A 13111-nucleotide genomic window follows, 5' to 3' on the forward strand; every position below is an offset into this window, starting at 1 on the left:
ACGATTTGGCATGAACTGCCACCGGGGCGTCATGAAATGCGAGCCGGTGCGGCGCGGGTTTCGATTACCGCCTGTCCAGATATGAAAAGGCCCCGCCGCGGACGGCAGGGCGCATCGCATGTGGCCGGACCTGGAATCGGCAGGCGCGGCCGGAAAGAAGGATCAGGCTTTCGCCAGCTCGCGCTTGATCTTCAGCGCGCGATCCGACAGTTCCGCGTCCTTGGCCTTCGCCAGGAAGGCGTCCAGACCGCCACGGTGGTCGACCGAGCGCAGCGCCGCGGCCGAGATGCGCAGCTGGTAGCTGCGGCCCAGCTTTTCCGACAGCAGCGACACTTCGTTCAGGTTCGGCAGAAACCGGCGGCGGGTCTTGTTGTTGGCGTGGGAGACATTGTTGCCGCTCATCGGGCCCTTGCCGGTCAGTTCGCAAACGCGCGACATGATCTTGTTCCTTCGATTCGATCCTGCGCGGGCGTCTGCCCGCAATATGAAAGGGCGCCGCGTGGCAGCGCCCGGAAATCCGTTTGCGCGGGATAAAGCGAGATGGGCGTCACGTCAAGCCTTTTTGCCGGGTTCTCTTGCCGCGCCGCGCTGCCTCATGCCGGGAAATGCCGGGTTTCATGGTCGAGCAGCGCCCGCTTGCGCCACAGACCGCCGCCATAGCCGGTCAGCCCGCCATCCGAGCCGATCACCCGGTGGCAGGGAATCACCACCGCGAACTGGTTTGCGCCATTGGCCCGCGCCACGGCGCGGATCGCCGAGGGCCGGCCGATGCGCCGCGCCAGCTCGGCATAGCTGATGGTTGTGCCCGCGGGCAGGCGCTGCAATTCCCGCCAGACCTGCTGCTGGAAATCCGTGCCGTGCAGGGCCAGCGGCAGGTCGAAAGCCGTCAGGCCGCCCCCGAAATAGGCGGTGATCTGCGCTTCGGTCCGGTCGGTGACGGCGGTGCGGCCGGGGCCGATGCGGCCCCCGGCGCCTTTGGCGAGGCGGCGCAACTCGGCCGGCAGCGCCTCGCGTTCGACGAATTCCAGCAGGTGCAGCCGGTCGGAATCCGCCACCGCAATCATGGCGCCCAGCGGCGTGTCGAACCATGCGGCGGCAAGTGCGGCCGGCCCCTGCGGCGGCTCGCCCAGCAGTGCGGCCAGCGCGGCACCGGGATCGGCCTGCGGGTCAGGCCCGGCGTTCATGGGCCTGCCGTCCGGCGGTCAGCGAATCGCATTCCGCCGCCCCCAGCCAGTCGAGCATATGCGCCGCAGCCGAATCGGGATCGCTCTCGCCCCGCGCCACGGCATCGCCCATCTCGCGCAGCCGGGCGCGCACTTCGGGTCGGTCCAGCCGCGCCAGCAGCCCGGCGCGCAGTTCCGCAAGGAACCAGTGCCGCGCCTGTTCGGCCCGGCGGCCGTCGAAATGCCCGTGCTCGCGCCGCCAGTCGGCAAGCCAGGTCATGTTGGACCAGGCCTTGTCCAGCCCCTCGCCGGTATAGGCCGAGACCGGCAGCGCCTTGGGAAAGCCCTCGGGGTCGTAGGGGCGCTTGCGCAGCAGCCGCAGCGCGCCGGCGTAATCGGCGACCGTGCGCATCGCGGTCTCGCGCAGATCGCCGTCGGCCTTGTTGACAAGGATAATGTCGGCGATCTCCATGATGCCGCGCTTGACGCCTTGCAGCTCGTCGCCGCCGGCCGGGGCCAGCAGCAGGATGAACAGGTCCGACATCTCGGCCACCAGGGTTTCGCTTTGCCCGACGCCCACCGTCTCGATCAGCACCGCGTCGAAGCCCGCCGCCTCGCACAGCCGCACCGTCTCGCGCGTGCGGCGCGCCACGCCGCCGAGTTCGGCGCGCGAGGGCGAGGGGCGGATGAAGGCGTTGGGATCGCGGCTCAGCGTTTCCATCCGGGTCTTGTCGCCCAGGATCGAGCCGCCCGAGCGTGCCGAGCTGGGATCGACGGCCAGGACCGCGACCTTCAGGCCCTGCGCGGTCAGCATCTTGCCGAAAGCCTCGATGAAGGTGGACTTGCCGACCCCCGGCGTCCCCGACAGGCCGATGCGCAGCGCCTGCCGCTGGGGCAGTTCGGCCAGCAGCGCCAAGGCGCGGGCGCGATGGTCGGGGCGCGTGCTTTCGATCAGCGTGATCGCGCGGGACAGCGCGCGGCGGTTGCCCTGCGTCAAGGGTTCGGTCAGTTCGTCCATGCCCATCCCGCTGCCTTGTTGCGACGCGAGCGCCGACTGCCCCCGCACCCCGTGGATATTTCCACAAGGAAGACATGTAAACGCCGGGCGGTTGTGGCGGATGGGCGCGGGGGATAGGTCTGGGGCAGCAACGGAGCGGGCAATGCTGACAAGGCGGGCGATACTGGCCGGGATGGCGGCCATGGCGGCGGGGCCGGGGACGGCCGCGTCCGGGCTGCAATTGCTGATGGTGCGGCGCAGGGGCTGCGTCTATTGCGCGCAGTGGGATCGCGAGATCGCGCCGGTCTATGGTCGGCACCCCGAAGGGCGCGCGGCGCCGCTGCTGATGGTCGATCTGGATGGACCCTGGCCCGACGGGCTGGCGCTGGCGCGGCAGCCCTGGCTGACGCCGACCTTCATCCTGCTGCGGGGCGGGATCGAGATGGTGCGCGTCGAGGGCTATCCGGGGCGCGAGCGGTTCTTCGGCGTGCTGCGCGACATGCTGGCCGAGGCGGCGGGCTGAGATGGCGGGCTGAGATGGCGGGCTGAGGCTTTCGCCTTGCGCCGCTTTGGGTTATCCGGGCTGACAGTAAGGACTTCCTATACACGGGTCAGCCATGCACGACATCCGCGCCATCCGCGAAAACCCCGCCGCTTTCGACGCTGCGCTTGCGTTGCGCAACCTGCCGCCGGTTTCGCCCGAGATCCTGTCGCTGGATGCCGACCGCCGTTCCCGCATCGCGGCCGCCGAGGCCGCGCAGGCCGAGCAGAACAAGGCCAGCAAGGAGGCCGGCGCCGCCAAGGGTCGCGGCGACGAGGCCGAATTCCAGCGGCTGCGCGCCCTGGTCACCGCCAAGAAGGACGAAACCGCGCGACTGCAGGCCGAGGCCACGGCGCTGGACGCCAAGCTGCGCGAGCTGCTGCTGGCCGTCCCCAACCTGCCCCTGGACGGCGTGCCGCCGGGCAAGGACGAGGACGACAATGTCGAGATCCGGCGCTGGGGCGAACCTCGCGCCTTCGATTTCGTCCCGCGCGAGCATTTCGAGGTCGAGGGCGTCCGTCCCGGCATGGATTTCGAGACTGCCGCGAAACTCTCTGGTTCGCGCTTCGTGGTGCTGAAGGGCGGCGTCGCCCGCGTCCATCGCGCGCTGGCGCAGTTCATGCTGGACCTGCATACAGAAGAGCATGGGCTGGCCGAGACCTGGGCGCCTGTCCTGGTGCTGTCCGAGATGATGGAGGGCACCGGGCAGCTGCCGAAATTCGGCGAGGACAGCTATCAGACCCGCGAGGGCTGGTGGCTGATCCCGACATCCGAGGTCACGCTGACCAACACCGTGAACGGCGATCTGGTCGACCATGCCAGCCTGCCGCGCCGCATGGTGGCGCATAGCCAGTGCTTCCGTTCGGAAGCCGGCAGCGCCGGCCGCGACACTTCGGGGATGCTGCGCCAGCACCAGTTCGAAAAGGTCGAGATGGTCTCGATCACCGATGCGGAATCGGGGGTCGAGGAACATGCCCGCATGACCCGCTGCGCCGAGGCGGTGCTGGAGCGGCTGGGCCTGCCTTACCGCACCATCGTGCTGTGCGGCGGCGACATGGGCTTCGGCGCCCGCATCACCCATGACCTCGAGGTCTGGCTGCCCGGGCAGGGCAAGTATCGCGAGATCTCCTCGGTCAGCTATTGCGGCGATTTCCAGGCCCGGCGCATGAACGCGCGCTATCGCCCGGCGGGCGGCGGCAAGCCGGAATTCGTCCATACGCTGAACGGCTCGGGCCTGGCGGTGGGGCGCACGCTGATCGCGGTGCTGGAAAACGGCCAGCAGGCGGACGGGTCGGTCAAGCTGCCCGAGGTGCTGCATCCCTATCTGGGCGGCAGGACGCGGCTGGGCGCCGACGGCGTCCTGGCCTGACTTAACAAAAGATAGAGCACGCGAAACCGGCCGGGAACGGGCGGCGTTTCCTGCCCATGTCTCGCGCGGGCGCATCCTTGCTGATCCTTGCGGTGCTGGTCTTCACGGCCAGCACGCTGCTTTACGCGCTGCGATCCGAGCCCGCTGCGCTGCCGCTGGCAGAGCCGGGCCTTGCGCTGTCGCCCTGGCAGGGATACCCCGGCGCCCGGCCGCCGCCGGTCGATCTGCCCGGCCTGTTCCTGCGGCCCGAGGGCCTGGGCATGGCCGGGCTTCTGGGCATGACCTGGGCGGCGCTGGCCTATCACGCCGGCCGCCGCTGGTTCGAGAGGCGCCGGATGCGCCTGGCCCGCGCCGCCGCCCTGGAGGAAGAGCGCGAATTGCCGCCGCAGAACGCCGGCCCGCCGACGCCGGGCCATCTGCTGCGGCTGCACGAACGGGACGACAGCCTGGGCGAACATGCGCCGCTGATCCTGGGATTGCTGGCGGGAGCGATCTGGCCCTGGTTCCTGCGCGGCCATCCGGTCATCGCCTTCCTGCTGTCGGCGGCGATGCTGGCGGGGTTCCTGGCGGCGGCGTTGCGCGGCATCCGCGCCGGCAGCCTGGTGCAGCACAGTTCCTCGCTGGGCTTTGTCGCGGGCTGGGGACTCCTGGTCAGCTTTGCCGTCTTTACCGGGCTGCTGCGCGACCGGCTGGACGTGCCGCAAGAGGCCGCGGCGGTGATCGCCTTGCTGATCGGCTCGGTCGCCGCGGTCAGCGTGCAGTTGCGGCTGGGGCGCCGGATCGGCTTCAGCGTGGCGGTGATCTGGGGGCTGATCGGCATTGCCGCCAGCACCGTCACCACCGACGCGGCCATCGCCACCATGACGGTCATCGCGATCGCCATCATTGCCGTGGCGCTGGTGCGGGTGACGACCTAGGCGCCCGGCCTAGCTGCCCTTGGGCTTTTGCCGGTGCTTGTGCTTGGACAGCGCGCCGGACTGGTTGATCTTGCTGGCCTTGTCCTTGTAGGGGTTCTTGGTCCCCTGGTCGCGGAAGGTCAGCCGGATCGGCGTGCCGGGCATGTCGAAATCCTGCCGCAGTCCGTTGACGAGATAGCGCTGATAGCTGTCGGGCAGCTTGTCGGTATGGGTCGCCATGACCACGAAGGCCGGCGGCCGGGTCTTGACCTGGGTGATATAGCGCAGCCGGATGCGGCGGCCGCCGGGCGCGGGCGGCGGATGCGCCTCGGTCATGGCGGAAAGCCACTGGTTCAGCCGGGCGGTGGGGATGCGGCGGTTCCAGACCTCATGCGCCTTGAGGATCGCGTTGTGCAGCCGGTCCAGCCCCTTGCCCGTGCGGGCCGAGACGGTGACCAGGGGCGCGCCCTTCAACTGCGGCAAGAGCCGCTCGAACGCCTCGCGCAGTTCCTTGAGCTTTTCGGGCTTGTCCTCTTCCAGATCCCATTTGTTCGCGGCGACGACCACGGCGCGGCCCTCGGTCTCGGCGAAATCGGCGATGCGCAGGTCCTGCTGCTCGAAGGGGATGCCCACGTCCAGAAGCACCACCACCACCTCGGCAAAGCGCACGGCGCGCAAGCCGTCGGCGACGGAAAGCTTTTCGACCTTGTCGGTCACGCGCGCCTTCTTGCGCATCCCGGCGGTGTCGAAGATGCGGACCGGCGTGCCCATGAAATTCGTGCTGACGCTGATCGAATCGCGGGTGATGCCGGCCTCGGGTCCGGTCAGCAGCCGGTCCTCGCCCAGGATCTTGTTGATGAGCGTCGACTTCCCGGCATTGGGCCGGCCGATCACCGCGATCTGCAAGGGCTTGCTTGCCGACGGGCGCCAGTCCTCGGTCTCATCGTCGCCATCCTTGACGGCGACGTCGGTCTCGGGCGCCTGCTGGACGTTCTGCGCCTCGAACGCCTCGGCCAGCGGCACGAGGGCGCGGTAGAGGTCGTCCATGCCCTCGCCATGCTCGGCCGAGATGCGCAGGGGCTCGCCCAGGCCGAGCGCATAGGCCTCCATCGCGCCCGCCTCGCCGGCGCGGCCCTCGGCCTTGTTGGCGGCCAGGATCACATGCCTGGCCCGCCGGCGCAGGATGTCGGCGAAATATTCGTCGGCCGCCGTCACGCCCACGCGGGCGTCGATCACGAACAGGCAAACGTCGGCCTCGTCCACCGCACGCTCGGTCAGGCGGCGCATGCGGCCTTGCAGGCTGTCGTCCTCGGCGATTTCCAGGCCCGCCGAATCGACGACGATAAAGCGCAGGTCGCCCAGACGCCCCACGCCCTCGCGCAGGTCGCGGGTCACGCCGGGCTGGTCGTCGACCAGGGCAAGCCGCTTGCCGACAAGGCGGTTGAACAGCGTGGACTTGCCGACATTGGGGCGCCCGACAATGGCGAGGGTAAAGCTCATCTGTATGCGATCAACTGGCCGTCATGGGTGACGACGTAAAGGGTCTGGCCCGCGACGGCCGGGGCTGCCGCGGCGCCGCCCGGGATCTGGGCGGTGCCGATCAGCGCGCCCGAGGCGGGATCGAAGACGCGCAGATAGCCGTCCGACGAGGCAAGGTAAAGCTTGGATCCCGCCAGCACCGGCCCGTAATGGTTCCAGACCCGGTCCTGCTTGCGGATGACGGACTCGGTGAAATAGGGCAGCTTCTGCGCCCAGACCCGGGCGCCGTTCGCCGCGTCCAGCCGGATCAGCTGCGCCTGGTCGTTCACCAGGAAGACCGAATTGCCGGCGGCCAGGACCGGGCTCGCCGCGCCTTCGCGGGCATGCCATTTCATCATGCCGTTGCTCATGTCGTAGGCGCCGACGCCGCCGGCGCTGGTGCCGGCATAAAGCGTGTTGCCCAGGATGACCGGATCGCCGGTCATGTCGCGGAAATAGCTGACCGCGCGGCCGACCCGGGTTCCGCCGACATTGGCGACCCAGAGCTGGCTGCCGTCGCGGGCATCCACGCCCGCCAGCGCGCCGGTGTTCGATGGAAAGACCACCGTGCTGCCCGAGACTGCCGGGGCCGAGGCGCCCATCACCCCGGCCATGTCCTTGTTGCCGAAGCTGCGCCACATCACCTTGCCGTCATTGGCGCGCACCGCCCAGCCGGTCTGTTCGCGGTCCAGCACATAGACCACGCCATTGACGACCGTGGGCGCGCCGCCGATCGTCGAGCCGACCTTTTGCCGCCAGGCGACGGCGCCCGTGCGGGCATCCAGCGCCACCAGCTCGCCATAGCCGGTGGTGACGAAGACACGGTTGCCCTCGAAGGCCAGCCCGCCGCCCGAGACGCTGCGGCCGCTTTCGCCGGCCGGGCGCAGATCGACGCTCCAGGCCCGGCCGCCGCCGGCCGTGGTGGCGGTGACGGTGGACTGGCTGTCCATGGCAAAGACCAGCCCCGCCGCGACGATGGGTTCGGCGGTGATGCGGTGGCGCTTGTCCGAGGCCGTGCCGATGGGCACCGCCCAGAGCCGGCGCGTGCCGGCGCCAAGCGCGACGTTGCCCGGCGCATGGGCGGCGTTGCCGGCGCGCTGCGGCCAGTCGGCATTGGCGCGCACAGGCGGCAGGGACAGGGCGGCGGTGGTGGGCGCCTGGGCGCCTTCGGTGGCAGGACCATCGGGCGACAGCACGGCACGCGGGTCCAGCCGCTCTCCGGGCAGCGGCGCCTCGCGTTGGGTGCAGGCCGAAAGGGCGGTCAGGCCAGCCAGAGCGGCGATCAGGGACAGCCTCGTCATCGCTTTCTCCTCTATCCGGGCCGGTATTGGGTCGGGTTCGGCCACGGGCGCTTTGGTTCGGTTTGCCGGCGGGGGCCGGCCTTCAGTTTGCGGCGGGGGCCGGCATGGTCTGCGGCAGGGATCCTTCGCTGGGCTCGGGTTCCACGCCCAGCGTGATCATCATCTCGGACAGGCGGCGGCGCAAGGGCTCGGACAACCCGTCCTTTTGCTGGATCTGGCCGATCAGCATCACGGCATCCTCGGTGCGGCCGGCGCCGATCAGCGCCACGGCCTTCTGCTCCAGCGCCAGCAGCTCGAAGGGGGCGCCGGGCTTGGAGAGATCGGCCAGCAGCCGGTCGCGTTCGGCCGCATCCATCGCCGGGCCGGCGACCATCACGGCCTTCAGCAGCGCCAGGTCGTGCAGCACCGGATCGTTTTGCAGGCCGGCCGCGGCGGCCTTGAGCCGCTCGGTCGCCTTTTGCGGCAGGCCGGCCTGGGCCTCGGCGCCGGCTGCCAGCATTTCGGACAGTACCTTGCGACCGGCCGAGCCGGCGGGATCGACGGCGGAAAGCGCGGTGATCGGATCGTCTCCCTGCCGGGCGGCCAGGATGGCGTCGCCCCAGGCCCGGGCCCGTGTTTCGGCCTGGCTGCTGGAATATTCCCGCCAGGCGGCCCCGCCGACGATGCCCAGGATCACCAGGAGCGCGATCCAGCCATAGCGGCGGAACAGCGCGAACAGCCGGTCGCGGCGCAGATCCTCGGTGACTTCGTCGATGAAGCTGTCGTTCTGATTGGCCATGTCGCCCCCGGATGTTCTTTCGCGCTGTTCTATACGGGGTTTCACCCGTTTGCCAATGGCGGGGCGCGGCGGGACTGGCGCAGGGCCGAGGCGGAATAGACTGCCAGCGCCGCCCAGATCATCGCAAAGGCGATCATGTGCCAGGTGGTGAAGGTCTCGCCGAACAGCAGCACGGCGCAGAGGAATTGCAGCGTCGGGTTCAGATAGAACATCAGTCCCACCGTGGCCATTTCGATCCGCCGCGCGGCATAGCTGAACAGGATCAGCGGCACCGCCGTGATCGCGCCCGAGGCGATCAGCAGCAGCGTTACCGGCAGATTCGCGCCGAAGCCCAGCGGCTGGGCCAGCGGCGCCGGCATCAGGTCAAGCGCCTGGGCGATCAGCCAGCCAAGCGCCAGCGGCGCCAGCAGCGCGACCTCGGCCGCGACGGACAGCACCGGGCCCAGCGGCAGCGATTTCTTGAGCGCGCCGTAGAGCACGAAGGTCAGGGCGATCCCCAGGCTGATCCAGGGCGCGACCCCCAGCCCCCAGGTCAGCAGCACGACCGCCAGCACCGCCAGCAGGATGGCCATGGCCTGCACCCGGGTCAGGCTTTCGCCGAAGACCAGCACCCCGGTCATCACCGCGGCCAGCGGGAAGATGTAGTAGCCCAGAGAGCTTTGCACCACATGGCCGGCCTGCACGGCCCAGATGAACAGCCCCCAGTTCGCCGAGATCGTCAGCGCGGCAAGGGCGATCCGCCCGACGACAGCGCCGGTCAGCGCCGCGCGCAGCTGGCCCAGCCGGCCCTGCGCGCCCAGCACGACCAGGAACAGCGCCAGCGACCAGATGGTGCGATGCGCCAGCACCTCGACGGTCGGGACGCCGGCCAGGGCGCGGTAGAAGATCGGCGAGAGGCCCCAGGTCACGCAGACCGCGATCATCGCCCAGAAGCCCTTGGTCCATTCGCTCATGCGCGATTCCTTTCCATTCCGCCAGCCATGCGTCCGATTCGCGGCAAGGACAAGGGTGGGCACGCGTCTTTGCCGGTGCGGGCGATTTGCGCAGCCCCGGTCGGCACTTGCCCCGCGGCAGGGCCAGAGGACCGGAAGGGTCGCGCAAGCTGTCGAGGAGTTTGGAGGCGGGTACCGGAATCGAACCGGTCTTCACGGATTTGCAATCCGCTGCGTAACCTCTCCGCCAACCCGCCGGAGCCTCGCGTTTGCTAGGGTTTTCGTAGGGCGGGGTCAAGGGGGTTATCACTCTGGTTATCGCTTTCATGTTCTGGTCCCGTTCTGTTCCACGGTCAGGACCGCTTGGCGCGGGCCTGTCTTGCCCGCATGATCTGCCGGGCTTCCCCGGCATATTTCCGCACCATTGCCTTGGTGTTGTGCCCGCTGTAGGACATGATCTCATCGTCGTCGTAGCCGGCCCAGGCGAATTCCATCACACCGCGATAGCGCAGTGTGTGCAGGTCGTATGCCTCTAGCCCGAGCCGTCGCCGTTCCTTGAGCATGATTTCGGCCATGCGCCGATAGCCCATGCGACTGCCATCCTGCTTTGTGATGATATGCCGGGACGGCATGGGGGCAAAGGGCAGGGCGGCTTTGGCGTCATCCAGCGCAGCTTTCAGCGCCTCTGTGCAGGGCAGGATAAGGGGCTTGTCGCCCTTGCTCTGGCGGAGTCTGAGTGTGCCCGTGCCCGCTGGATCATAGTCGCCCCAGGTGAAGCAGACCCAGTCTCCAGGCCGCTGGACGCTTCCTATGCCGATCTCGAAGATCAGCAGTTCCAGCGGTCCGTCTCGCGCCACATCTGGAAATCCTGTCGGACATGAACAGGACTATCCTGTATCGTGTCCAGCCCCGGAGCCTTTGCTTCCAAGGGAATTTTCCGACCGACCACCTCAACAGCAGCCTGCTTCATCGCTTCTTCTAATACTTTGCTGTGGGTATAGGGGATGATGGCACTGTCGTGAATGGTCAGAACGGGCAAACCCAGGAGAGTGCAATGCGTGATAACCCGCTCCATGATCGTAAGCGTCCGGTCTGCCGGCTCTGCCTCGGGGTGAGAGTGCGGGATAGTGTCCACCACTCGATAGTGGACATTATGGTGATGGCGTGGCGCGTCGGACGAAGCGGCTTTGGACGGACGAGGAGAAGCGGTCGATCTGCTTTCAGACGGCTGCGCCCGGCATTTCGGTGGCACAGGTGGCGCGGCGCTACGCGGTGAACGCGAACCTGATCTTCAAATGGCTGCGCGATCCCCGCTATGCGCTGGACCCGGCGTCGGCTCCCATCTTGCCGGAGGAGGCGCGCTTTCTGCCGGTGGAGATCGTCGCGGAGACGAAGGCTCCAGTTGCAGCACCTGCCGCCGACGGTCACATCGAGATCGAGCTTGCGGGCGGGCACCGGATGCGGATCAGCGGGAGCTACGATCCCGAGGCGCTGGCGCGGCTGATCCGGGGTCTGACGGCGTGATCCCGGTTCCGGCCAACACGCGGGTCTGGCTGGCGGCCGGGGTGACGGACATGCGCAAGGGCTTTGCGGCGCTCGCCGCCCAAGCCGAGGCTGTGCTGAAGCAGGATCCGTTTGCCGGGCACCTGTTCGTCTTCCGTGGCCGTCGCGGCGACCTGGTGAAGGTGATCTGGTGGGATGGCCGGGGGGCCTGCATGTTCACGAAGCGGCTGGAGAAGGGCCGGTTCGTCTGGCCCTCGGCCAAGGAGGGGAAGGTGGCGCTGACGCCGGCGCAGCTATCGATGCTCCTGGAGGGGATCGACTGGCGGGCCCCGGAGCGGACCTGGCGGCCCTTGGCGGCGGGATAATCCGCCGATCCGGAGCGGAGAGGATTCCCACAAGGAATCCAATAAGATAAACTCTCGACATGCTCACCCAAACCCTGACCTTGCCGGACGACCCAGAGGAACTGCGCAGCTTCACCGCGCGGCTTTTGGCCGAGGTGAAGGCGCAGGCGATCCTGATCGAGAAGCTCCGACACCAGCTGGCAGGGCACCGCGCGCACCGGTTTGGAGCCTCGTCCGAGACGGCGGAACAGCTTCAACTGGCGCTGGAGACCAGCGAGATCGCCGCAGCAGCAATGACCGCGCGGATGCGCCTGCCCGACATCGAGGAGAAGGACAAACCCAAGCGCCGTCCGATCCCCGACCACATCCCGCGGATGGAAGTGGAACTGGCGCCTGGCACAGATGCCTGCGCCGATTGCGGCGGACGGCTGCGCCGGATCGGCGAGGATGGTGAGGCACGAGCCCGCCACCGGTCCGAGGGCCGTGCCGAACGAGGAGCTGGAGTATGTGCCGGGGCGCTTCATCGTGAACCGGATCGTGCGGCCCCGGCTGACCTGCGCTTGGCTCGTGAGCGCTTCGTGCAGGCACCGCTGCCCTCGCGCCCCATCGAACGCGGCCGCCCGGGGCCCGGTCTCCTGACCCATGTGCTGGTCAGCAAATACGCCGACCATCTCCCCCTCTATCGCCAGAGCCAGATCTTCGACCGCGAAGGGCTCGATCTCGACCGATCCACCCTAGCCGACTGGGTCGGCAAGACTACCGCCCTTCTGGAACCCCTGGCCGAGGCCATCGGCCGCCATGTCCTGTCAGCCGAGGCGATCTTCGCCGACGACACGCCCGTTCAGATGCTGGCGCCTGGCACCGGCAAGACCCAGACCGCAAGGCTCTGGACCTACGCCCGCGACGAACGCCCTTGGGGCGGTGAGGCTCCACCAGCGACATGGTATCGGTTCTCCGGCGACCGAAAAGGCCAGCATCCCAAAGACCATCTCGCCCGCTTCCGCGGCTGGATGCATGCCGACGGTTATGCCGGGTTCGAGGATATCTACCGCTCCGGCGCCATCCGCGAGGTCGCCTGCATGGCCCATGTCAGGCGCAAGTTCGTTGACATCCACCGGTCGCAGGGCTCCCCCATCGCCGAAGAAGCCATCGGCCGGATCGCGCAACTCTATGCCGTCGAGAAGGAGGCCCGTGGGTCGCCGCCTGATCGTCGCGCGGAACTCCGCCGCGCCCATGCCGCCCCGGGCTTCGGCGATCTGGAGGTCTGGCTCGCCATGCAACTCACCACCATCTCGGGCAAATCTCCGCTGGCCGGAGCAATCCGATACGCCTTGGCCCGGATGGAGCGCCTGCGCCCCTACCTCGACCACGGCATTCTGGAACTGGACAACAACGCCGCCGAACGCGGCATGCGCAGCGTCGCCCTCGGCCGCAAGAACTACCTCTTCGTCGGCTCCGAGGCAGGAGGCAAGGCCGCCGCCATCGCCTACACCCTGATCGAAACGGCAAAGCTCAATGCTGTCGATCCGCACGCCTGGCTCGCCGACACCCTCGCCCGCATCCCCGACTACAAGATCACAAAGGTCGATGACCTGCTGCCCTGGCGATGGAACAGATAGCGGTCACGCCGGACGCTTACTGACCGGTCTTCCCATGAGGTCGCACATCACCCCGGGGCAGACATCGGACTATCTGGGCTTCGACCTGGTCATGGAGGACAACCTGCCAGAACCTTGCGTCCTGCTGGCCGATCGCGGGTATGATTCAGA

Annotated in this window: 15 protein-coding genes, 1 tRNA gene and 1 pseudogene; 7 read left to right on the forward strand and 10 right to left on the reverse strand. The window is 68.4% G+C overall.

Annotation, left to right across the window (positions count from 1 at the left end; translation table 11 throughout):
* Positions 1 to 162 precede the first annotated feature (162 nt).
* The 3 genes from rpmB to meaB form a co-directional block, all read right to left on the reverse strand.
* Positions 163 to 438 (reverse strand): 50S ribosomal protein L28, encoded by a 276-nt coding sequence (rpmB, locus tag QPR87_RS19880; RefSeq protein WP_011748713.1) that lies wholly within the window; start codon positions 436 to 438, stop codon positions 163 to 165.
* Positions 439 to 593: 155 nt separating this feature from the next.
* On the reverse strand, positions 594 to 1184 hold the full coding sequence (locus QPR87_RS19885; protein ID WP_285051031.1) for a methylated-DNA--[protein]-cysteine S-methyltransferase: 591 nt from the start codon (positions 1182 to 1184) through the stop codon (positions 594 to 596).
* Entirely contained in the window at positions 1168 to 2181 is a 1014-nt protein-coding gene (gene meaB, locus QPR87_RS19890; RefSeq protein ID WP_285051032.1) for a methylmalonyl Co-A mutase-associated GTPase MeaB, read from the reverse strand. The genes QPR87_RS19885 and meaB overlap by 17 nt, the downstream gene beginning before the upstream one ends.
* A gap of 142 nt (positions 2182 to 2323) precedes the next feature.
* On the opposite strand from meaB, the gene QPR87_RS19895 reads away from it, so the two are divergent.
* The 3 genes from QPR87_RS19895 (at position 2324) to QPR87_RS19905 (ending at position 4987) form a co-directional block, all read left to right on the forward strand.
* Complete coding sequence (locus tag QPR87_RS19895) at positions 2324 to 2683, forward strand: thioredoxin domain-containing protein (RefSeq protein WP_011748710.1); 360 nt, start codon at positions 2324 to 2326, stop codon at positions 2681 to 2683.
* Between the two features lie 94 nt (positions 2684 to 2777).
* On the forward strand, positions 2778 to 4070 hold the full coding sequence (gene serS, locus QPR87_RS19900) for a serine--tRNA ligase (RefSeq protein WP_285051035.1): 1293 nt from the start codon (positions 2778 to 2780) through the stop codon (positions 4068 to 4070).
* Between the two features lie 77 nt (positions 4071 to 4147).
* Positions 4148 to 4987: a hypothetical protein gene (locus tag QPR87_RS19905; protein ID WP_230999437.1), complete on the forward strand. Its 840-nt coding sequence runs from the start codon at positions 4148 to 4150 to the stop codon at positions 4985 to 4987.
* Positions 4988 to 4996: 9 nt separating this feature from the next.
* On the opposite strand, the gene der is transcribed toward QPR87_RS19905, so the two are convergent.
* From der to QPR87_RS19940, 7 genes are all read right to left on the reverse strand, one after another.
* The gene (gene der, locus QPR87_RS19910) at positions 4997 to 6466 is read right to left on the reverse strand and encodes a ribosome biogenesis GTPase Der (protein ID WP_285051037.1); all 1470 of its coding nucleotides are present in this window, start codon (positions 6464 to 6466) and stop codon (positions 4997 to 4999) included.
* Positions 6463 to 7785 (reverse strand): PQQ-binding-like beta-propeller repeat protein, encoded by a 1323-nt coding sequence (locus QPR87_RS19915; protein WP_285051038.1) that lies wholly within the window; start codon positions 7783 to 7785, stop codon positions 6463 to 6465. Before QPR87_RS19915 ends, der begins: the two co-directional genes overlap by 4 nt.
* A gap of 82 nt (positions 7786 to 7867) precedes the next feature.
* Positions 7868 to 8563 (reverse strand): tetratricopeptide repeat protein, encoded by a 696-nt coding sequence (locus QPR87_RS19920; RefSeq protein ID WP_285051040.1) that lies wholly within the window; start codon positions 8561 to 8563, stop codon positions 7868 to 7870.
* A 41-nt stretch (positions 8564 to 8604) separates the two neighbouring features.
* Positions 8605 to 9516 carry an EamA family transporter RarD gene (gene rarD / locus QPR87_RS19925; protein ID WP_104491531.1) on the reverse strand — a complete coding sequence of 304 codons (912 nt, stop codon included), beginning with the start codon at positions 9514 to 9516 and terminating at the stop codon, positions 8605 to 8607.
* Between the two features lie 162 nt (positions 9517 to 9678).
* Positions 9679 to 9752: transfer RNA gene (locus QPR87_RS19930), tRNA-Cys, on the reverse strand.
* Between the two features lie 96 nt (positions 9753 to 9848).
* On the reverse strand, positions 9849 to 10352 hold the full coding sequence (locus QPR87_RS19935; RefSeq protein WP_285051042.1) for a tyrosine-type recombinase/integrase: 504 nt from the start codon (positions 10350 to 10352) through the stop codon (positions 9849 to 9851).
* Complete coding sequence (locus QPR87_RS19940; protein WP_285051044.1) at positions 10322 to 10570, reverse strand: hypothetical protein; 249 nt, start codon at positions 10568 to 10570, stop codon at positions 10322 to 10324. Before QPR87_RS19940 ends, QPR87_RS19935 begins: the two co-directional genes overlap by 31 nt.
* Positions 10571 to 10659: 89 nt before the next feature.
* Between QPR87_RS19940 and tnpA the strand changes: the two genes are divergently transcribed.
* The 4 genes and pseudogenes from tnpA to QPR87_RS19960 all read left to right on the forward strand — a co-directional run.
* Positions 10660 to 11019: an IS66-like element accessory protein TnpA gene (tnpA, locus tag QPR87_RS19945; protein ID WP_285051046.1), complete on the forward strand. Its 360-nt coding sequence runs from the start codon at positions 10660 to 10662 to the stop codon at positions 11017 to 11019.
* Positions 11016 to 11363 carry an IS66 family insertion sequence element accessory protein TnpB gene (gene tnpB / locus QPR87_RS19950; RefSeq protein ID WP_285051048.1) on the forward strand — a complete coding sequence of 116 codons (348 nt, stop codon included), beginning with the start codon at positions 11016 to 11018 and terminating at the stop codon, positions 11361 to 11363. Before tnpA ends, tnpB begins: the two co-directional genes overlap by 4 nt.
* Before the next feature lie 59 nt (positions 11364 to 11422).
* Positions 11423 to 12961, forward strand: a complete 1539-nt coding sequence (gene tnpC, locus QPR87_RS19955; RefSeq protein WP_285051050.1) for an IS66 family transposase — start codon at positions 11423 to 11425, stop codon at positions 12959 to 12961.
* 25 nt (positions 12962 to 12986) lie between these two features.
* Positions 12987 to 13111, forward strand: a pseudogene (locus QPR87_RS19960) (IS5/IS1182 family transposase); the annotation flags it as partial.

This window comes from Paracoccus sp. SSJ (genome assembly GCF_030234105.1).
Classification (GTDB): domain Bacteria; phylum Pseudomonadota; class Alphaproteobacteria; order Rhodobacterales; family Rhodobacteraceae; genus Paracoccus; species Paracoccus denitrificans.

Bases quoted from the DNA above. Each gene is read 5' to 3' on its own strand.
- tnpC (WP_285051050.1), top strand. From the start codon at position 11,423: ATGCTCACCCAAACCCTGACCTTGCCGGACGACCCAGAGGAACTGCGC.
- QPR87_RS19920 (WP_285051040.1), bottom strand. From the start codon at position 8,563: ATGGCCAATCAGAACGACAGCTTCATCGACGAAGTCACCGAGGATCTG.
- QPR87_RS19885 (WP_285051031.1), bottom strand. From the start codon at position 1,184: ATGAACGCCGGGCCTGACCCGCAGGCCGATCCCGGTGCCGCGCTGGCC.
- QPR87_RS19915 (WP_285051038.1), bottom strand. From the start codon at position 7,785: ATGACGAGGCTGTCCCTGATCGCCGCTCTGGCTGGCCTGACCGCCCTT.
- serS (WP_285051035.1), top strand. From the start codon at position 2,778: ATGCACGACATCCGCGCCATCCGCGAAAACCCCGCCGCTTTCGACGCT.
- QPR87_RS19895 (WP_011748710.1), top strand. From the start codon at position 2,324: ATGCTGACAAGGCGGGCGATACTGGCCGGGATGGCGGCCATGGCGGCG.
- meaB (WP_285051032.1), bottom strand. From the start codon at position 2,181: ATGGACGAACTGACCGAACCCTTGACGCAGGGCAACCGCCGCGCGCTG.
- QPR87_RS19940 (WP_285051044.1), bottom strand. From the start codon at position 10,570: ATGGAGCGGGTTATCACGCATTGCACTCTCCTGGGTTTGCCCGTTCTG.
- rpmB (WP_011748713.1), bottom strand. From the start codon at position 438: ATGTCGCGCGTTTGCGAACTGACCGGCAAGGGCCCGATGAGCGGCAAC.
- rarD (WP_104491531.1), bottom strand. From the start codon at position 9,516: ATGAGCGAATGGACCAAGGGCTTCTGGGCGATGATCGCGGTCTGCGTG.
- der (WP_285051037.1), bottom strand. From the start codon at position 6,466: ATGAGCTTTACCCTCGCCATTGTCGGGCGCCCCAATGTCGGCAAGTCC.